The organism is Methylobacterium sp. SD274 (genome assembly GCF_017355285.1).
In the GTDB taxonomy this organism is placed as follows: Bacteria; Pseudomonadota; Alphaproteobacteria; order Rhizobiales; family Beijerinckiaceae; genus Methylobacterium.
The window spans coordinates 77,114-96,061 of record NZ_JADIJP010000002.1 but is presented as its reverse complement, the minus strand read 5'-3'; the positions used below and the strand labels follow the sequence as shown (position 1 = coordinate 96,061).

Sequence of the window (18,948 nt, the reverse complement as noted above, 5' to 3'; positions counted from 1 at the left end):
GGTGGCCGGGAGAGGATAACCCCTCCGCTCACCGCGCCCCGCGCTGAAGGTCTCCTTCGATCAGCAGCGCGCTCTTGCCTTCCAGCCGGCTGCGATAGACCTGCAGGTTCTCCATCACGCGCTGGACGTAGTTGCGGGTCTCGGTGAAGGGGATGCGCTCGACCCAGTCGATGGGATCGACCCCGGTCCGGCGCGGATCGCCATAGGCGTCGATCCACTTCTTCACGTTGCCACCACCGGCATTGTAGGAGGCGAAGGCCAGGATGTAGGAGCCGCGCCAATCCTCCATCAGCTCACCGAGATGGGCCTGGCCGAGGCGGGCATTGTAGGCGGGATCGCTGGTGAGGCGGTCCTGGTCGTAGGAAGCGCTGACCCGTCGTGCCGTGCGCTGGGCGGTGGCCGGCATCATCTGCATCAACCCACGGGCGCCGACGCTCGACTGGGCGCGGGGATCGAACTGGCTTTCCTGGCGGGCGATGGCGAAGACCATGGCCTTCTCCACCAGGGGAACGGCGGCGGAGGCCTCGTAATCGGGAATGCCGATGGTCGGGTAGGCATGGGCGTCGAGGGGCAGCCCACGCTGGACGGCGAGCTTGCCCACCGCCACGAGGGCTCGGGAATTCCGCACCTCCACGGCGAGGTTGCCGAGCGCGCTGAGCTCGGCCGGGTTGGTCAGGCGATTCGCCGTGTCGATGTAGAGCGGCAGCGCCAGATCCTTCAGCGAAGCCGCCTCCAGCATCCGCAGCGCCCGCGTGGTCAGGCGGTTGTCGAACGCGGCCGCGGCAGCGGGTTCGAGATCGGGGACGACGCGGAGCGGCAGGCTCGCCTGCCCGAGCTTCGCCCGCGCGAGCTGCCCGTAATAGGCGATCGGCTGAAGCGCCGCGCGCTCGTAGAAGGTCTTGGCCAGCCCGGCTTCGCCTGCCGCCTCGGCGGCGCGGCCCTGCCAATAGGCCACGCGGGCCAGCGAGATCGGCGTCTCGGCGATGGTCGCGGCCTTGGCGAAATGGTTGGTGGCCTTGGCCGGATCGTCGAGGAAGCGCAGGGCGATCCAGCCGGCATGGAACTCGGCCTCGATCCGCTTCTCCACGGTGCGGCCGCTATGGCCGGCGGCGACCTCGTAGGCGAGGCTCGGATTGCCGATATCGATGAGCTTGCGGGCGACGATCCGGCGCTCGACCCACCATTCGTCGCCATCCACCAGGACATCGCCGTTGGTGGGGGCGGTGGCGAGGATAGCTGCGGCTTCCACCGCCTTGTCGGCTCGGCGCAGGTATTGCGCCCGCGACAGGATGTAGGACGGATCGCTGCGGAGCGACGGCGGCACGGCGTTCAGCGCGGAGGCGGCCGACGAACTCTTGTCCTCCACGGCACGGCGGGCGCGGACCAGACTGGCGTAGCCGCCGCCGGCATAGGAGGCGGCCCGCCCGGCCGTCTCGTAATCCTCCTTCAGGAGCGCGCGCTCCATGCGGAAGCGGTGATCGACGCGGGTGAGGACACCCGGAAAGGCGTCCATCACCTTGGTCTCGAGGGCGCGCCCGAAGGTTTCCGAGCGCCACAGGTCGCGGACCAGGGAGGCGGCGTCCTCGTCGAAGGAATCGGCCCGGAAGGCGAGGGCGAGGGCGAACTTGCCGGGAGCGCTCGACGGACGTGTTCCGGCGAAGAAGGCGCGCACGGTCGCCGGGTTCTTGCGCTCGGTGAGAAGTGCCTCCTCGGCGCGGCGGCGGAGGAGCGGACCCGCCGGCCATTCCGGGTTCGTCCGGGTGAAGGAGACAGTGCGCTCGAAGCCGATGCCGGAGCCGGCGCGGATCGCCACCCATTCGAGCAGCGCGAGAGCCGCCGGATCGGTGAAGCCGTCGCGCAGGCGGTCGCCTTCGGAGACCTTGCCGCGCCGATAGGCGTCGATGGCCTGGCGCAGAGCGGGGAGGTCGACATCCGGCGCGACCTGCGCCGCGCGGGCGGGGTCGGGCACTTCCGGTACGGGCGCGGCCGGCGTCATGGCGGCGTCGGGAAGCGGGAAGGCGATCGGCGCTTCCGGATCGGCGGAGGCATAGGCCTTGGCGGCGGCGGGCAGGGCCTTGCTCGCCACGGTCTCGGCGCTGCGGTCATCCAGCTTCAGCGCATCGGCGGCGACCGCCTCGGTCTCCGCGGCCTTGCTGTCCGGCACCATGACGGAGGGGGCGACGGCGTCGCTCGACGGGCGGGTGGTGACATCCTCCCCCTGGGCCGCGGCGGCCGGGAAGATCGTGTTCGGCACGACCAGCATCGTCGTCCCCGCCAAGGCAAGGGCGAGGGAAACGGGGAGGGCGGCACGATGCGAGCGTGTCCAGAACGCCATGGTTCTTCAAGTCCCGTCAGATGCGGACATGCCTAAGCTGTCCCGGAGGGCATTAAGAAGTCATTAACCGCGCCGACAGAGCGTTTGCGCGCGTGCCGGCAAGGCCCTATGTCTGCCCGTCCGCGAGAGCGGTGATGCGGCCGGCACACCGGCCCACCGAAAAATCGACGGCCGGGAACGCCAGGATGACCGACACCACGACACAGCGCCTCAGGGGCGCCATGACCGCGCTCGCCACTCCGTTTCGCGATGGCGCCTTCGACGAGGACGCCTTTCGCAAATTCGTGAACTGGCAGATCGAGCAGGGCATCCATGGCCTCGTGCCCGTGGGCACCACCGGCGAGACGCCGACCCTGAGCCATGACGAGCACGACCGTGTCGTGGCTGCCTGCATCGCCGAGACCGCCGGCCGGGTACCGGTCATCGCGGGCGCGGGCTCGAACTCCACGGCCGAGGCCGTCGACCGGGCCGTCAACGCGGAGAAGGCCGGTGCCGACGCCGTTCTCGTCGTGACGCCCTACTACAACAAGCCGACGCAGGCCGGGCTCTACGCGCATTTCAAGGCCGTCAACGACGCCATCGGTATTCCGATCATCATCTACAATATTCCCCCGCGTTCCGTGGTCGACATGAGCGTCGAAACCATGGCGCGGCTGTATGAGCTCAAGAACATCGCCGGCGTGAAGGACGCCACGGCCAAGCTCGACCGTGTCAGCCTGCAACGCCAAGCCATGGGTGAAGACTTCATCCAGCTTTCGGGCGAAGATGCGACGGCGCTCGGATTCAATGCTCAGGGCGGCGTCGGCTGCATCTCGGTGGTCTCCAACGTGGCGCCGCGCCTCTGCGCCAAGCTTCAGGAAGCGACCCTGTCCGGCGATTACGCCACGGCCCTGCGGATCCAGGACCAATTGTTGCCGCTGCATGTGGGGCTGTTCGCGGAGTCGAACCCGTCACCGGTGAAATACGGTCTCTCGCGGCTGGGCCATATGAGCGACGAGGTGCGCCTCCCGCTCCTGACGGTCAGCGATGCCACGAAGGCGATCGTCGATTCCGCCCTGCGCCATGCCGGCCTGATCGACGGCTGAGCCCCCTCGCAGGCGAAACCCCGGCGAACCATATGAGTGTCGATCGGCCGCGTCGCGCGGCCGGCGACGGCATCAGCTTCCTTCCAGACAAGGGGCATCGGCTCGGATAGGCCGATGCACCAGAACCGACGATGTGATGGCTCCCAAACCGCAAGACACCCGCCGCGTCGTCGCCGACAACCGCGCCGCCCGCTTCCATTACGAAATCTCCGACGTCCTCGAGGCGGGCATCGCCCTGACCGGGACGGAGGTCAAATCCCTGCGCAAGGGCAAGGCGGCCATCGGCGAGGCCTATGCCGGTCCGTCGGGTGACGAGCTGTTCCTGTTCAACGCCTACATCCCGGAATATCTCGAAGCCAACCGCTTCAACCACGAGACCAAGCGTCCGCGCCGGCTGCTGCTCCACCGCAAACAGATCAACAAGCTCATCGGCGCCACGAAGCGCGAGGGCTACACGGTGGTGCCGCTGAAGATCTACTTCAACGAGCAGGGCCGCGCGAAGATCGAACTCGGCCTCGGCCGGGGCAAGAAGCTCCACGACAAGCGCGAGAGCGCCAAGGAGCGGGACTGGGAGCGCGACCGCGCCCGGATCATGCGCGACAAGGGCTGATCGGCGAACGCTCCGTTGACGGGCGATGCCCGTCCTGCCAAGACACCGCCCATGACGACGAACCCGATCCTTTCCGGATTGTATTACGCGCCGCTCCCATAGCGGCGAGGTGCTCTGTCACGTCTCAACCGCCCCGGTCGTCGGCGGTTGACCCTCTTCCAAGCACCGCTGGCCCCTCGGCTCCATAGAGGTCAGTTCCGTGTCTTTGGTTACGTCCCCTCCATCACGCATCACCGTCGGGATCATCGGATTCGGCGCGTTCGGCCAGCTGATCGCCCAACATCTCGGGCGGTATTTCCCGCTGCGCGCCTACGATCCCGCCCTGCCGCACGCCGACGATATTCAGGCATCTCGCGGGCAGCACGGGTCCCTTCTCCTAGAAGGCTACGGCGTTCACACATTTCGCGGGATGCGCGGGTCCCCTCTCTTGGAAGGCGAGGGACAGAGTGAGGTGTGTGACCTTTTCGGAGGCGGACCACACCTCACCCCAGCCCTCTCCTTCCAGGAGAGGGAGCCCGTCGCGCCTCATGTCGAACCCGCTTGGGAAGGGAGAACGGCCGGCGACCAGACATGTGAATCCGGTACGCAGAAAGGGGCGAGGAAAGCCGGGGTGCGGCTCGGCTCGCTCGCCGAGGCGGCTTCCTGTCCCGTGGTCGTGCTGGCCGCTCCGGTCTCCAAGCTCGCCGAGGTGGTCTCCGCCATCGGACCTCATCTGCGGCCGGGCGCACTCGTCCTCGATGTCGCCTCGGTGAAGATGGTCGCCGCACGGATCATGGCGGAAGGGTTGCCCGATCACGTCGGGATCGTCGCCACGCATCCGCTCTTCGGCCCACAAAGCGCGCGCTCCGGCCTGAAGGGGCTGAAGATCGCCGTATGTCCGATCCGGGGGCGGGGAGGCCTGCGCGCCGCGGCCTTCCTACGGAAGCATCTCGGCCTCGATGTCATCCTCACCGATCCCGAGGCACATGACCGGGCAGCCGCCTCGGTTCAGGGCCTGACGCATCTCATCGCCAAGGTCTTCGTCGAGATGGAGCCGCTCCCGACCCGGATGACGACAAAGAGCTTCGACCTGCTGATGCAGGCGGTGGGCATGGTCAGGCACGATGCCCCGGAAGTCTTCGACGCGATCGAGCGGGCGAACCCCTACGCGGCGGATGTGCGCCGCCGGTTCTTCGCGCATGCATCACGGCTGGAGCGTGAACTCTCGGAGCCTCGCTCCAACGCCATGGGGTGAACCGGCAATCGCGGCTTCGGGCATCCGCATACCGGGGGAGGGAGGCGAGACGCAGACTTCCCCCGGTCGAGTGAACGTCTACTGCTCGCTGACGTCGTCGCCCTGACGGATACCGTAGCGGGTCTCCAGTCCGGGATTGGCGCGGGCGACCGGCCGCTCGGCCACGTCGCGCGTCATGTCCCGTGGAGCCTCCCGCGGCACGTCCCGAGGATTGCGGGCCAAGCCCTCACCCTGGGTCCGGACGCCGCGCTCCCCCGGATCGCGACCGACACGGGGAATGAGGTGGACGAGGTCGACGAACTCGTCGGCCTGTCGGCGAAGGTCGTCGGCGATCATGGCCGGCTGTGTCTGGATCGTCGAGACGACGGTGACCCGGACCCCGCGGCGCTGCATCGCCTCTACCAGGGAGCGGAAATCGCCATCGCCCGAGAACAGGACCATATGATCGATGCGGGGCGCGAGTTCGAGGGCATCGATGGCGAGTTCGATGTCCATATTGCCTTTGATCTTGCGACGACCGGCGGAATCGGTGAATTCCTTGGCTGGTTTGGTCACGACCCGATAACCGTTATAATCGAGCCAATCGATCAGCGGTCGGATCGATGAATATTCCTGGTCTTCGACCATAGCTGTGTAGTAAAAAGCCCGGATCAAATTGTCGCGAGCTTGAAATTCCTTAAGCAGACGGCGATAATCGATATCGAAGCCAAGCGCCTTCGTTGCCGCGTAAAGATTCGCTCCGTCGATAAACAGAGCACTGCGCTGTTGTGCGCTCATTGAAAGATCCATTTTCTCATCAGAATTTTCAGACGTAAGATGTTGCAGTCTTAATAATTCGTCACATTTGACTGATCATTCGCCGCCCGATGCCTTGACAACCCAAGGTTGATAACGGACAGAACGTTAGAATTAATAATAAATTCTAAGAACCGGTCGAATGCCACAGGCAACGGCCAAGCCTCTCCTTTGTTATTGTCGGATTGACATACCTGTCAACCACGATTGGTATACAATCACCTGAAATTGAGGATAAAACCAGGTTCTGCCGAGAATATTTGCCGGTCTACAACTGTTGCGCCCAATTGCGCATCAGTTCATCGACCACATTCAGTTTTAGCCTTGCTTAAGATTAGGCGGGAGGCATCACCCGGCTACCAGGCTTGACGGCAGGCAGCGCGGCAAGTTCCGGCGGCAAGGCATCGGCAGCATAAGCCGGAATGTCGAGAGTGACCAGGGTAACGAGCGGCAGGCCGATTTCGCCGCGCCCGCCCGAACGGTCGATGAGGCAGGCCGCGCCGATGACCTCCCCGGGCTCGCTTTGGAGCGATGCGAGGCATTCGCGGGCGGAAAGCCCCGTCGTCACGATATCCTCGACGATCACGGCGCGTTGGCCGGCCGGAATGCTGAAGCCGCGACGAAGGCTGAAGGGCCCGCCGGGATCACGTTCGACGAAGATGGCGCGTGCTCCGAGATGACGCGCCGTCTCGTATCCCGGAACGATCCCGCCGATCGCCGGGGACACGACGATGTCGATCGGGCCGAAGCGGGCGACGATGACCTCCGCCAGGGCCTTGCACAGGCGCTCGGTCCGGACCGGATCGGAGAAGATCGCCATCTTCTGCAGGAAGACGCCGGAATGGAGCCCGGAACTGAGCACGAAATGTCCTTCGAGCAGAGCCCCTGCATCGCGGAATTCCGCGAGCACCGCGTCTGGCGTCATGAGAAACGTGTTCCTTGGATAGCGAGTGAGGGCCGCGTTTGTGGCAGCGCGGGCCACCTGGCGCAAGGCGCGCGCCGACGACGCGCCCAGAGGGGTACGGACGCTCAGCCGTTGACGCGGTCGACCCTGCTCACGGTGCGCTTACCGCGCAGCTCGGCGACGATGGCGTTGAGGTGCTTCAGGTCCCAGACCGAAAGATCGATCACGATCTCGGTGAAGTCCTGGGTGCGTCGCTTCATCGAGACATTGTCGATATTGCCGTCGTGGTCGGCGATGACCTGCGCGATCTGGGCCAGAACGCCGGGCTCGTTGATCGATTGCAGGGCGAGGCGCGCGGGAAAACGTTCGCTCCCGCCCGCCTCGACATCCCAGCGCACATCGAGCCAGCGTGCCGGTTCGTTGTCGAAATCCGCGAGCGCCGCCGACTGGATCGGATAGATCGTGACCCCGACACCGGGGGTGAGGATACCGACGATGCGGTCCCCCGGCACCGCGCCGCCATTCGGCGCGAAGCTCACCGGCAGGTCGTTGTCGAGGCCGCGGATCGGGATGGCGTCCGGCCGGCCCATATCGGCGGTGCCCTCGGGGAAGGTGAGCCGCATGGCCTGCCCCTTGGCGAGGCTGAGGCGACCGGCGCCCCCGTCCATCGGCTGCTGTAGGGCTGCCGGCGCCGTCCGGCGCTCGTCCTTGTGGTCAGGATAGACCGCGCGGACCACGTCGCCCGAGAACATCTCGCCCCGCCCCACCGCCGCGAACACATCTTCGGTGCTCTGCCGGGCGAGGCGAGGAAGCGCCCCGCGCAGCTTGTCCTCGGAGAAGTTCTTAGCCGCCCGCTCGAAGGCACGGTCGAGGATCTGGCGGCCGAGGCCGGCATATTGGCGGCGCACGGCCGAGCGGGTGGCACGCCGGATCGCGGCGCGGGCCTTGCCGGTGACCACGAGGGATTCCCAGGCGGCCGGAGGCGATTGCCCGTCGGCCCGGGCGATCTCGACCTCGTCGCCGTTCACGAGCTCGATCAGCAGCGGCGCCATGCGGCCGTTGATCTTGGCCCCCACCGCCGTGTTGCCCACATCGGTATGGACCGCATAGGCGAAGTCGATGGGCGTCGCGCCGCGCGGCAGGGCGATGAGGCGCCCCTTCGGCGTGAAGCAGAACACCTGATCCTGAAACAATTCGAGCTTGGTGTGTTCGAGGAATTCCTCCGGGCTGTCGCCCTCGGCCAGGAGTTCGATGGTCCGCCGCAGCCATTGATAGGCGCCGCTTTCCGTGGCGAGGCGCGGATGGACGCCGCCGATCTCGTCCTTTCCGCCGGATTCCTTGTAATGGGCATGCGCGGCGATGCCGTATTCGGCGATCTCGTCCATGGCCGCGGTGCGGATCTGCAGCTCGACGCGCTGGCTCTTCGGCCCGATCACGGTGGTGTGGATTGAGCGGTAATCGTTCTGTTTCGGGGTGGAGATGTAGTCCTTGTAGCGACCCGGCACCATCGGCCAGGTGGTGTGCACGACACCCAGCGCCCCGTAACATTCGGACAGGGATTCCACGATGATGCGGAAGCCGAAGATGTCCGAGAGCTGCTCGAAGGCGACGGATTTACGCTCCATCTTGGCGGAAATGGAGAAGGGCCGCTTCTGCCGCCCGGTGACGACGGCGTTGATGCCCTGGGCCGCGAGCTTGGCGGTCAGGTCCCGTTCGATACTCTCGACCAGTCGTTCGGATTTCACGGCGAGGTCGGCGAGCCGCTGGGTGATCGTCGCGTAGATCTCGGGCTTGAGGTTGCGCAGCGCGAGGTCTTCGAGCTCTTCGCGCAGTTCCTGCATACCCATGCGTCCGGCCAGCGGCGCGTAGATATCCAGCGTCTCCTGGGCGATCCGCTCACGCTTCTCCGGCTTCATGTGATGAAGCGTGCGCATGTTGTGCAGGCGGTCGGCGAGCTTGACCAGCAGCACGCGCACGTCCGCCGCGACGGCCAGCAGCAGCTTGCGGAAGTTCTCGCCCTGCGCCGCACGTTTCGAGACGAGGTCCAGGCGCTTGAGCTTGGTCAGCCCGTCCACCAGGGCGCCGATCTCCGGGCTGAAGATCTCGCTGATCTCGTCGAGGGTGGCTGCCGTGTCCTCGACCGTATCGTGCAGCACGGCGGCGACGATGGTGGCGTCATCGAGCCGGAGATCGGTGAGGATCGCGGCGACTTCCAGCGGATGGGCGAAGAACGGATCGCCCGAGGCCCGCTTCTGCGTCCCATGGGCCCGCATGGCATAAACATAGGCGCGGTTGAGAAGGGCCTCGTTGGTGGCGGGGTTGTAACGCCTCACCCGCTCGACGAGCTCGTACTGGCGCATCATCCGCCGCAACACCCTTCACTCATCGTCACTGCCCGCCTCTGTCCCATGTTGTCCCGCATCGCGGCCGGGCACGCCAGACCCATGGCGCCGTATGACACCGGTTTCTCGCCCCGAAAAACGAAAAACCCGGCGCTGGGCCGGGTCTTCGCAGGATCGTCAGTAATAAACGTGTCGTCCGATCACTCGGCCTCTTCGTCCGTCTCGGTCGGAGGAGCGAGGTTCTCGAGACCGCGCAGAAGATCTTCTTCGCTCATCCGGTCGAACTGAACGGCGCCGTCATCGCTGGACGATTGCGGCGCGACGGCGGCGGCGGCCGGCGAGCTCGACAGCAGCGGCACCGTCTCGGCCTCGGGCTCATCCACCTCGACGTATTTCTGCATCGAATGGATCAGCTGTTCCTTGAGGTCGTCGGCGGTGATGGTCTCGTCGCCGATTTCGCGCAGGGCGCAGACGGGGTTCTTGTCGCGGTCGCGGTCGATCGTAAGCGGCGCCCCGGCGGCCAACAGGCGGGCGCGGTGGCTCGCGAGCAGGACGAGCTCGAAGCGGTTCTCGACCTTGTCGATGCAGTCTTCAACGGTGACGCGAGCCATGCGCAGCGGCTCCTTCCATAGGACCGGGAATAGTATGATTGAACGCGCCTCTTACACCGCCTCGCGTGGCGCAACAAGCGCGACCGGAATATTGCCCCCGACGCCGCCACGGGCAGCACGTTCGGGACCGGCGTTCCATTCCCGCTCGAGGCCGCTGCTTATCGCCCGGGAGACAGCGCCCCGCCCCACAGTTATGCGTGGCACGGTTAAGCTCGTGCGAGCTTTCGCATGGGAATTGAAGAGGGCCCAAACCTCATGACGAAGACGCTCAGCCGCCGCGGCCTGTTCAGCTGTGCCTGCCATCTCGGCGCAGCGGCCTTCGCCGCCACCGCCATGCCGAATCTCGGTCTGGCGGCCAGCCCGTCCACCAAGAAGACGGACCTGACGGCGGATCAGGCGCTGGAGCTGATGAAGGAGGGCAACCGGCTCTACAAGACCGACAGCCCCGTCCGCGCGGTGCAAGGGCGTGAGCGCCGGATCGAGATCGCCCTCGGCCAGACCCCGTTCTGCGTGCTGGTGAGCTGTTCCGATTCCCGCGTCTCCCCGGAGATCCTGTTCGGGCGCGGTCTCGGCGAACTCTTCATCGTCCGCAATGCCGGCAACACCGCCGACACCGCCGCCCTCGGATCGGTGGAATACGCCGTCTCCCAGCTCGGCGTGCCGCTTATCTTGGTCATGGGGCATAGCCGTTGCGGCGCGGTCCAGGCTGCGGCGGATGTGGTCGAGAACAACACCGTCTATCCGGGCTCCATCGGCCGGATGATCGAACCGATCGTTCCGGCGGTGCTCTCGGTGCGCGGCAAGCCCGGCGATTTCCTGGAGAATTGCGTACGCGCCAATGTCGACCGCGTGGTGAACCGCATGCGCACCGCCTCGGAGCCGGCGCTGCTCGACCCGTTGAAGGCGGGCAAGCTGCGTATCGTCGGCGCATCCTACAGCCTCGACACCGGCACGGTCGATTTCTTCAACGAAGCCTGAGACGGACCTATCGGCAGCCGCCGTACGCCGACCACCGGACGCCCGCGTTTCGGTGATGGGCGTCCGGCGGTGGCCGAGCCAGAGAACAAGCGCGGCATTCTCATCGACATCGTGGTCTCGATATCGGTCGAGACCGGTATTCGTCCATTGCTTCGTCTCCGCTCGTGTTGACACTTGCTGCACACGGTGCGACTGCGCCGCCCTTTCCCGTGCGACGACGTGGCAAAGGATTTCGACGAACATGGCGCGCGCATTCATCTTTCCCGGCCAGGGCAGTCAGGCCGTCGGCATGGGCCGGGCCCTGGCGGAATCCTTCCCCCAGGCGAAAGCCGTCTTCGATGAGGTGGACGAGGCCTTGGGTCAGTCCCTCTCGACGCTGATGTTCGAGGGACCGACGGAGGAACTGACCCTCACCGCCAACGCGCAGCCCGCCCTGATGGCGGCGAGCCTCGCGGTCGTGCGCGTGCTCCAGGCGACACGCGGCCTCGATCTCGTTCGCGACGTGGCGGCGGTAGCCGGCCACTCGCTCGGCGAATACACGGCGCTCGCCGCCGCCGGGACGTTCACGATCTCCGATACCGCCCGGCTCCTGCGCATTCGCGGCGAGGCGATGCAGGGCGCGGTCGCACCGGGGGCGGGGGCCATGGCCGCCCTGATCGGCGCCGATGCCGAGCTGGCCCTGTCCATCGCCTCGGAAGCCGCCGAAGGAGATGTCTGCGACGTCGCCAACGACAACGGCGCCGGGCAGGTGGTGCTCTCGGGCGGGAAGGCCGCGGTGGAGCGCGCGGTGGCGATTGCCCAGGCGCGCGGCATCAAGCGTGCGGTGATGCTCAACGTCTCCGCCCCGTTCCATTGCTCGATGATGTCGCCGGCTGCCGAGGCCATGCAGGATGCCCTGACCCGCGTGGCCATGAAGGCACCCCTGGTCCCGGTCTATTCCAACGTGCTGGCCTCGCCGGTCGTCGAGCCCGCCGCCATCCGGCAGGCCCTCGTCGCGCAGGTGACCGGCACCGTGCGCTGGCGCGAATGCGTCGAGGCCATGGCGGCCGCCGGCATCAATCAGTTCTACGAGATCGGCAGTGGCAAGGTGCTCACCGGCCTCGTCAAGCGGATCGCTTCCGGCTCCACCGCGACTCCCGTCGGCACGCCCGACGACGTCGCCGCCTTCCCGACGCTCAGCTGACAACAGGATTGCCCATGTTCGACCTGACCGGCCGCAAGGCCCTCGTCACCGGCGCGACCGGCGGCCTCGGCGGCGCCATCGCCAAGGCGCTCCACGCGCAGGGTGCCATCGTCGCCATTTCCGGCACACGCCCCGAGGCGCTGGAAGCCCTGTCCGCCGAACTCGGCGGCGAGCGCGTCCACCTCGTGCCCGGCAACTTGTCGGACAAGGATGCCGTCGAGGCCCTGGTGCCGGCGGCCGAGGCCGCGATGGGCGGCCTCGATATCCTCGTCAACAATGCCGGCATCACCCGCGACAACCTCATGCTGCGGATGAAGGACGACGAGTGGGATGCGGTGATCGCCGTGAATCTTACGGCGGCGTTCCGGCTCTCGCGGGCGGCGGTGAAAGGCATGATGAAGCGGCGGCACGGCCGTATCATCAATGTGGGGTCCGTCGTGGGCGCCACCGGCAATCCCGGCCAGGTGAACTATGCCGCCGCCAAGGCCGGCCTCGTCGGCATGACCAAGGCCCTGGCCGCCGAGGTCGCCACCCGCAACCTCACCGTCAACTGCATCGCGCCGGGCTTCATCACCTCGCCGATGACGGACGTGCTCAACGAGAAGCAACGTGAGGGAATTCTCACCCGCGTGCCCATGAACCGCCTGGGCACCGGGGACGAGATCGGCGCGGCAGCCGTCTATCTCGCCTCCGCCGAGGCCGGCTACGTCACCGGCCAGACCTTGCACGTGAATGGCGGCATGGCGATGTATTGAGGCGTCTTTTATTGCCTTGACGCAGATCGCTTTGCTGCACTGCACACGAAAAATAAGTGTTCCTTCGCTCGAAAAAGCCACAGCGATGAACGGTTTGTGAACCGCCCCTCGCCAGCACGAAAACCCTGTGCTACCACCCCGGCTGCCGTGCGAGGGGGGTTGACGGTTCTGCGTGTTGCGGGTTCTCAAGGCCACGCGCGATCGGACACCGGCCGCCTTCAAAATCCTCACAAGCGGGATGGCGGCCACGGCGCCTTCACCATCACGATCGAATAGCTAAGGACCAAGAACGATGAGCGATATCGCTGAGCGCGTGAAGAAGATCGTTGTCGAGCACCTCGGCGTTGAGCCGGAAAAGGTAGTCGAGGGCGCAAACTTCATCGATGATCTCGGCGCCGACAGCCTCGACACCGTCGAGCTCGTGATGGCGTTCGAGGAAGAGTTCAACGTCGAGATCCCCGACGATGCCGCCGAGACCATCCAGACGGTCGGCGACGCCGTGAAGTTCCTCGAGAAGAACTCCGCCTAAGCGCGAGGGGCAAAAGGCGCATCGACAAGCGGGGCTCGATCGCCCCGTGCGCCATTTGGAATGATGATGACGGGACCGGTTCGGGATAACGCGATGCGTCGGGTTGTGGTGACGGGCTTAGGCATGGTGACGCCGCTGGGAAGCGACGTCGAGACCACCTGGAGCCGGTTGATCGCGGGAGATAGCGGAGCGTCGCAGGTGACAGCCTTCGACGTGTCCGATCTCGCCTGCCGCATCGCCTGTTCGGTCCCGTTCGGAGACGGCAGCGACGGCACCTTCAATCCCGACCGGTGGATGGAGGCGAAGGAGCAGCGCAAGGTCGATCCGTTCATCGTCTACGCCATGGCCGCCGCTGGCCAGGCGCTCGATGATGCCGGATGGCATCCGAAGTCCCACGAGGATCAATGCGCCACCGGCGTGATGATCGGCTCCGGCATCGGCGGGATCGGTGGCATCTACGACGCCTCCGTGACCCTGCACGACAAGGGGCCGCGGCGGATCTCGCCGTTCTTCATTCCCGGCCGCATCATCAACCTCGCCTCGGGCCAGGTTTCGATCGCGCACGGGCTCAAGGGGCCGAATCACGCAGTGGTCACCGCCTGCTCCACCGGCGCCCATGCCATCGGCGACGCGGCCCGCCTGATCCAGTTCGGCGATGCCGACGTCATGGTGGCGGGTGGTGCCGAATCTCCGGTGAACCGCCTCGCGCTCGCGGGCTTCGCCGCCTGCCGCGCCCTCTCCACAGGTTTCAACGACCAGCCAACCAAGGCTTCGCGCCCCTATGACAAGGACCGCGACGGCTTCGTCATGGGCGAAGGCGCCGGCGTGGTGGTGTTGGAGGAATACGAGCACGCCAAGGCGCGCGGCGCTCGGATCTATGCCGAGGTGGTCGGCTACGGCCTCACGGGCGACGCCTACCACATCACGTCGCCGGCCCCGGACGGCGACGGCGCCTTCCGCTGCATGAGCGCCGCCGTGAAACGCGCCGGCATCTCGGCTGGCGACATCGACTACATCAACGCGCACGGCACCTCGACGCCGATGGGCGACGAGCTCGAACTCAAGGCCGTCGAGCGCCTGCTCGGCGACAACGCGGCCAAGGCCGCCATGTCCTCCACCAAATCGGCGGTGGGGCATCTCTTGGGCGCGGCTGGCGCCATCGAGGCGATCTTCTCGATCCTCACCATCCGCGACGGCGTGATGCCGCCGACGCTGAACCTCGACACACCGTCGGTGGAAACGGCCATCGACCTCGTGCCGCATGAAGCCAAGCGCAAGCAGGTGGATGTCGTGCTGTCGAATTCTTTTGGATTTGGCGGGACGAATGCGTCGCTGGTGATGCGGCGGGTCTGACGGCAGAATGCTGTCACCGGCGAGATGGACGGCGGCCCCAGTAAGGGCCAACGCAGCTTGACCCGTTGGTCCCCAGCCGAAAGTCCTGTTTTCCATCGATAGCGACATTCGTCGGAAACGGACGGCAAAGCCGAAACCAGTCGCCCATAGGCGAAAGTCTACTTCTGCATGGTGGCTTTCTTTATTACGCGCGCTGTAGATCAGCGGTGATGCATCCTCCTCGTTCCACCTGCTCCCTAACCTCGTCATCTCGCTCACGGCGAAGATCCTGATCGCCCCGGCCTCGTATCGCCTGCTCGAGCGGCAAGCGGGGGCCTTCCTCGAACGCCTCGTGAGGTTCACGCCAAAGGGCTGTCGGCAACGGGGGCGGGGACATGACGATGGAGCGGTAATACGCCTTTTTGCCACAAAACCGGTTCACTCCGTCTCGTATAACCCGGCCGCCCGGGTGTAGTCAGGTTTGACGCACGGAACCTGTGGCCTCCATCCGGGAGGTCCACCCATGCACCGGCACCTCATTGCCTGAGACTCGTGGCACGCATGGCCCCCGGTCGGACATGACAACACGACGACCGCATCGTCGGGCCGAGAAGGGGTTGGCGAGAGGCGAGGCCCGAACAGGATGTCCATGTTCTTCCGCAAGCGCAAAAATCCGGACCCGGCGCCGTTTCCGGTCCCCTCCGAAGAGCCGGCACAGCTGAACCGCGCGTCCCCGCGCAGCCCCAGCGAGGCGATCAAGCCCACGGCCGCGCCGCCCCCGCCGGACCGTCCGGTGCGCGAGCGCGGCGGGTTGCTCAGCACGATCAGCGGCCTGCTCACCGCCGCCGTCATCCTGGCCATCGCGGCGATGATCGGCGTGACGCTGTTCGACCGGCAGATCCGCGAGCCCGGCCCGCTCGCCGCCGATAAGGTCGTGGTCATCCCGCCGCGCAGCGGCACCTCCGAGATCGCCGAGGCTCTGAGCCGCGAGGGCGTCATCAGCCACACCGCCCTGTTCGAATGGGCCTCCCGCTTCTCGGGCAAGGCGCTGAAGGCCGGCGAGTACACGTTCAAGGCTCATGCCAGCATCGGCGAGACGATCGAAACCCTGTCCACCGGCCGGCAGGTGCAGCACGCCATCACCTTCCCCGAGGGGCTGACCTCCGAGCAGATCGTGGTGCGTCTCAACGAGAACGACATCCTCACCGGCGACATCAACGAGATCCCGCCCGAGGGCTCGCTCCTGCCCGATACCTACAAATTCGAGCGCGGCGCCACCCGCCAGCAGATCGTCAACCTGATGCGCGCCAAGCAGCGCGAGGTGCTCAACCAGATCTGGCTGCGCCGCTCGGCCGAGATCCCGGTGAAGACCCCGGCCGAGATGGTGACCCTGGCCTCCATCGTCGAGAAGGAGACCGGCCGGGCCGATGAGCGCCCCCGCGTCGCAGGGGTGTTCGTGAACCGCCTCAACAAGCGGATGAAGCTGCAATCGGACCCCACCATCGTGTACGGTCTGGTAGGCGGACGCGGCACGCTCGGCCGTGGCATCCAGCGCTCGGAGATCGACCGGGCCACGCCCTACAACACCTACGTCATCGAGGGTTTGCCGCCGGGGCCGATCGCCAATCCGGGCCGCGCCGCGCTCGAAGCCGTCGCCAACCCGTCGCGCACCAAGGACCTCTACTTCGTCGCCGACGGCACCGGCGGCCACGCCTTCGCGGACAGCCTGGAAGGCCATTCGCGCAACGTCGCCCGCTGGCGCCAGGTGGAGCGCGCCCGCAAGGAGGTGCCCACCGACGCCGCCCCCGTGGACAAAGCCGATCCTCCGGCCGATCCGTCGAGCGTGCCGGGCCGGGCCTCCGCCTATGCACCGGAGGGCACGAACTTCGCCGGCGGCGCCCCCGACCCGTCGGCCCCGCGCCCGAAAGCCTTCGACGCGTCGGAAGGCACCAAGCTCGACCCGCTGCGCAACAAGACCTTCGACCTCAACTCGGCCAAAAGCGTCCCAGCGCTGAAGCCGCAATAGGGCGCTGCCGTCGCTTTCCCCCCGCTTGTGGGGAGGAATAGGAGGTGGGGTTGGTGCCGCTGGCCTCCGCTGCCTGAGGGTCGCCCACCCACCCCCACTCTCGATCCCTCCCCGCAAGGGGGAGGGAGGTTCGCACGACCGACTAAAGTTCAGACATCATGATCCTCTCCAGCATGACGGGCTTTGCCCGCACCACCGGCACCACCGGCCCGGTGCAATGGGCCTGGGAGGTCCGCAGCGTGAACGGGCGCGGGCTCGACGTGCGCCTGCGCGTGCCCAACGGCCTGGAGGCGGTGGGCGAGGTTGCCCGTACCGCCCTGCAGAAGACCCTGACGCGGGGCCAGTGCCAGCTCTCGCTCAACCTCACCCGGCCCGAGGCCAAGGCGCGGGTGCGGATCAACGAAACCCTGCTGGCCGAGCTCGCCGCCGCCACGGCACGCGTGCCGCGTCCGGAAGGGCTCGCCCCGGCCTCCCTCGACGGATTGCTCGGCATCCGCGGCGTCATTGAATCCGACGAAGAGCCGGCGGCGGAATCGGACAGCCTCGCCCATGACCTCGCCGAGGGCGTGGTCCGGCTCGTGGCCGACCTCGTGGAAGCGCGCCGCGCCGAGGGGCGCCAGCTGCGCGCCATCATCGAGGGGCAGCTCGTCGCCATGTCCCGCCTCCGCCAGGCCGCCGAGGCCTGCCCCGGCCGCCAGCCCGAGGCGGTGAAGGCGCGGCTGTCCGCGAGCATCGCCGCCCTGATGGAGGCCGGCGGGCTCGATCCCGACCGTCTGCACCAGGAGGCCGTCCTCATCGCCGCGAAAGCCGACGTGCGCGAAGAACTCGACCGTCTGAGCGCCCATCTCGACAGTGTCGGCGAGTTGCTGGCCAAGGGCGGCGCCATCGGCCGCAAGCTCGATTTCCTGGCCCAGGAGCTCGGCCGCGAGGCGAATACCCTCTGCGCGAAGGCCGGAGACATCGCGTTGTCGCGGATCGGACTCGACTTGAAGGCCGTGGTGGAGCAATTCCGCGAACAGGTTCAGAACGTCGAGTAGGTTTTTCGGACATGCAGGCCACGACGATCGGGCGGCGCGGGTTCATCCTCATCCTGTCCTCGCCCTCGGGAGCGGGGAAGACCACGCTGACGCGCGCGGTCGCCAGCGACCCGAAATGGGGGCTCGATCTCTCGATTTCGGTGACGACGCGACAGCGCCGGCCCTCCGAGATCGACGGCAAGCACTACAATTTCATCGACCGTGAGGCCTTCGACGCCCTGCGCGGCGCCGACAACCTGCTCGAATGGGCCGAGGTCCACGGCAATTTCTACGGCACGCCGCGCCGCCCGGTGGAGAAGGTGCTCGGCGCCGGCCGGGACATGATCTTCGACATCGATTACCAGGGCACGCGGCAGGTGCGGGCGAAGCTCGCGGACGACGTGGTGACGGTGTTCATACTACCGCCGAGCCTCGCCGAGTTGCGACACCGCCTCGAACGCCGAGCCGAGGATTCGCCCGAGACCATCGAGAAGCGCCTCGCCAATTCCCGCGTCGAGATCCAGCGCTGGAACGAGTACGATTACGTCCTCGTCAACGACGATCTGAACGACGCCTTCGCAAAGCTCCAGGGAATCCTCGTCGCCGAGCGCCTCAAGCGCGCCCGCAACACTGGCCTGTCGGATTTCGTCGACGGGCTTCTGGCCGAGCCCGACAGGATCGCCTGAGGAGCCGAGCCCGATGTCGACACCCGACCGGACCATCCGCTTCGACCAAACCTGCCCGATCCTGCGCATCTTCGACGAGGCGAAGGCGCGCGAGTTCTATGTCGATTTCCTCGGCTTCAGCCTCGATTGGGAGCATCGCTTCGGCGCCGACTTTCCGCTCTACGCCCAGGTCTCGCGTGCCGGTCTCATCCTGCATCTGAGCGGCCATCACGGCGATGCGACGCCGGGCTCCACGACCTTCGTGCGGATGGCGGGCATTCACGCCTTCCAGGCGGAACTCGGCGCTCGGAACTACGTCCATGCCAAGCCGGGCATCGAGAACCTGCCCTGGGGGCTGGTGATGACGGTGACCGACCCTTTCGGCAACACCCTGCGTTTCTGCGAAGATCCTGCGGAGCCGTAGGTCACCGCGGTCGCCGGACGCTCGCCCGATCCGTCACAGTCGCGTAGCCTGGAACACCCCCGGCCCGGTCAGGGTTGGCCCGCACATGACCGGCCGGAGAACGTGTCGCCCCGGTCGGACCCAC

At 66.7% G+C, this 18,948-nt stretch carries 18 protein-coding genes; 12 read left to right on the top strand and 6 right to left on the bottom strand.

The window, feature by feature from the left end; all coding sequences use genetic code 11:
- Positions 1-28: 28 nt before the first annotated feature.
- On the bottom strand, positions 29-2,335 hold the full coding sequence (locus IPV08_RS02195; protein WP_207410532.1) for a transglycosylase SLT domain-containing protein: 2,307 nt from the start codon (positions 2,333-2,335) through the stop codon (positions 29-31).
- 185 nt (positions 2,336-2,520) lie between these two features.
- Here IPV08_RS02195 and dapA point away from each other — a divergent pair, with 185 nt between their 5' ends.
- Together dapA and smpB are read left to right on the top strand one after the other, a co-directional pair.
- Complete coding sequence (gene dapA, locus IPV08_RS02190; protein WP_056424428.1) at positions 2,521-3,420, top strand: 4-hydroxy-tetrahydrodipicolinate synthase; 900 nt, start codon at positions 2,521-2,523, stop codon at positions 3,418-3,420.
- A gap of 136 nt (positions 3,421-3,556) precedes the next feature.
- Entirely contained in the window at positions 3,557-4,030 is a 474-nt protein-coding gene (smpB, locus tag IPV08_RS02185; protein WP_018044478.1) for an SsrA-binding protein SmpB, read from the top strand.
- A 223-nt stretch (positions 4,031-4,253) separates the two neighbouring features.
- On the opposite strand, the gene IPV08_RS02180 is transcribed toward smpB, so the two are convergent.
- Positions 4,254-4,394 carry a hypothetical protein gene (locus tag IPV08_RS02180; protein WP_207410530.1) on the bottom strand — a complete coding sequence of 47 codons (141 nt, stop codon included), beginning with the start codon at positions 4,392-4,394 and terminating at the stop codon, positions 4,254-4,256.
- A 246-nt stretch (positions 4,395-4,640) separates the two neighbouring features.
- On the opposite strand from IPV08_RS02180, the gene IPV08_RS02175 reads away from it, so the two are divergent.
- Complete coding sequence (locus tag IPV08_RS02175) at positions 4,641-5,264, top strand: prephenate dehydrogenase/arogenate dehydrogenase family protein (RefSeq protein WP_207410528.1); 624 nt, start codon at positions 4,641-4,643, stop codon at positions 5,262-5,264.
- A 78-nt stretch (positions 5,265-5,342) separates the two neighbouring features.
- On the opposite strand, the gene IPV08_RS02170 is transcribed toward IPV08_RS02175, so the two are convergent.
- The 4 genes from IPV08_RS02170 to rpoZ form a co-directional block, all read right to left on the bottom strand.
- Positions 5,343-6,041 (bottom strand): NYN domain-containing protein, encoded by a 699-nt coding sequence (locus tag IPV08_RS02170; protein WP_056423758.1) that lies wholly within the window; start codon positions 6,039-6,041, stop codon positions 5,343-5,345.
- 352 nt (positions 6,042-6,393) lie between these two features.
- Positions 6,394-6,984: an orotate phosphoribosyltransferase gene (gene pyrE / locus IPV08_RS02165; RefSeq protein ID WP_056423759.1), complete on the bottom strand. Its 591-nt coding sequence runs from the start codon at positions 6,982-6,984 to the stop codon at positions 6,394-6,396.
- Positions 6,985-7,088: 104 nt separating this feature from the next.
- Complete coding sequence (locus IPV08_RS02160; RefSeq protein ID WP_056423761.1) at positions 7,089-9,326, bottom strand: bifunctional (p)ppGpp synthetase/guanosine-3',5'-bis(diphosphate) 3'-pyrophosphohydrolase; 2,238 nt, start codon at positions 9,324-9,326, stop codon at positions 7,089-7,091.
- Positions 9,327-9,505: 179 nt separating this feature from the next.
- Positions 9,506-9,916 carry a DNA-directed RNA polymerase subunit omega gene (gene rpoZ / locus IPV08_RS02155; protein ID WP_019904660.1) on the bottom strand — a complete coding sequence of 137 codons (411 nt, stop codon included), beginning with the start codon at positions 9,914-9,916 and terminating at the stop codon, positions 9,506-9,508.
- A gap of 255 nt (positions 9,917-10,171) precedes the next feature.
- On the opposite strand from rpoZ, the gene IPV08_RS02150 reads away from it, so the two are divergent.
- The 9 genes from IPV08_RS02150 to IPV08_RS02110 all read left to right on the top strand — a co-directional run bounded on the left by IPV08_RS02150 (position 10,172) and on the right by IPV08_RS02110 (position 18,824).
- Positions 10,172-10,894 carry a carbonic anhydrase gene (locus IPV08_RS02150; protein WP_207410526.1) on the top strand — a complete coding sequence of 241 codons (723 nt, stop codon included), beginning with the start codon at positions 10,172-10,174 and terminating at the stop codon, positions 10,892-10,894.
- Positions 10,895-11,135: 241 nt separating this feature from the next.
- Positions 11,136-12,077 carry an ACP S-malonyltransferase gene (gene fabD / locus IPV08_RS02145; protein ID WP_207410523.1) on the top strand — a complete coding sequence of 314 codons (942 nt, stop codon included), beginning with the start codon at positions 11,136-11,138 and terminating at the stop codon, positions 12,075-12,077.
- A 14-nt stretch (positions 12,078-12,091) separates the two neighbouring features.
- On the top strand, positions 12,092-12,832 hold the full coding sequence (gene fabG, locus IPV08_RS02140) for a 3-oxoacyl-[acyl-carrier-protein] reductase (RefSeq protein ID WP_207410520.1): 741 nt from the start codon (positions 12,092-12,094) through the stop codon (positions 12,830-12,832).
- 292 nt (positions 12,833-13,124) lie between these two features.
- Positions 13,125-13,361 (top strand): acyl carrier protein, encoded by a 237-nt coding sequence (locus tag IPV08_RS02135; RefSeq protein ID WP_018044468.1) that lies wholly within the window; start codon positions 13,125-13,127, stop codon positions 13,359-13,361.
- Positions 13,362-13,454: 93 nt separating this feature from the next.
- Positions 13,455-14,714 carry a beta-ketoacyl-ACP synthase II gene (fabF, locus tag IPV08_RS02130; protein ID WP_056424431.1) on the top strand — a complete coding sequence of 420 codons (1,260 nt, stop codon included), beginning with the start codon at positions 13,455-13,457 and terminating at the stop codon, positions 14,712-14,714.
- Between the two features lie 628 nt (positions 14,715-15,342).
- Positions 15,343-16,719 carry an endolytic transglycosylase MltG gene (mltG, locus tag IPV08_RS02125; protein WP_207410763.1) on the top strand — a complete coding sequence of 459 codons (1,377 nt, stop codon included), beginning with the start codon at positions 15,343-15,345 and terminating at the stop codon, positions 16,717-16,719.
- Between the two features lie 158 nt (positions 16,720-16,877).
- Complete coding sequence (locus IPV08_RS02120) at positions 16,878-17,756, top strand: YicC/YloC family endoribonuclease (protein WP_207410518.1); 879 nt, start codon at positions 16,878-16,880, stop codon at positions 17,754-17,756.
- An 11-nt stretch (positions 17,757-17,767) separates the two neighbouring features.
- A complete protein-coding gene (gmk, locus tag IPV08_RS02115; RefSeq protein ID WP_056423771.1) occupies positions 17,768-18,421 on the top strand; it encodes a guanylate kinase in 654 nt (217 codons plus the stop codon).
- 13 nt (positions 18,422-18,434) lie between these two features.
- Complete coding sequence (locus tag IPV08_RS02110) at positions 18,435-18,824, top strand: glyoxalase superfamily protein (protein WP_207410514.1); 390 nt, start codon at positions 18,435-18,437, stop codon at positions 18,822-18,824.
- Positions 18,825-18,948: the final 124 nt, after the last annotated feature.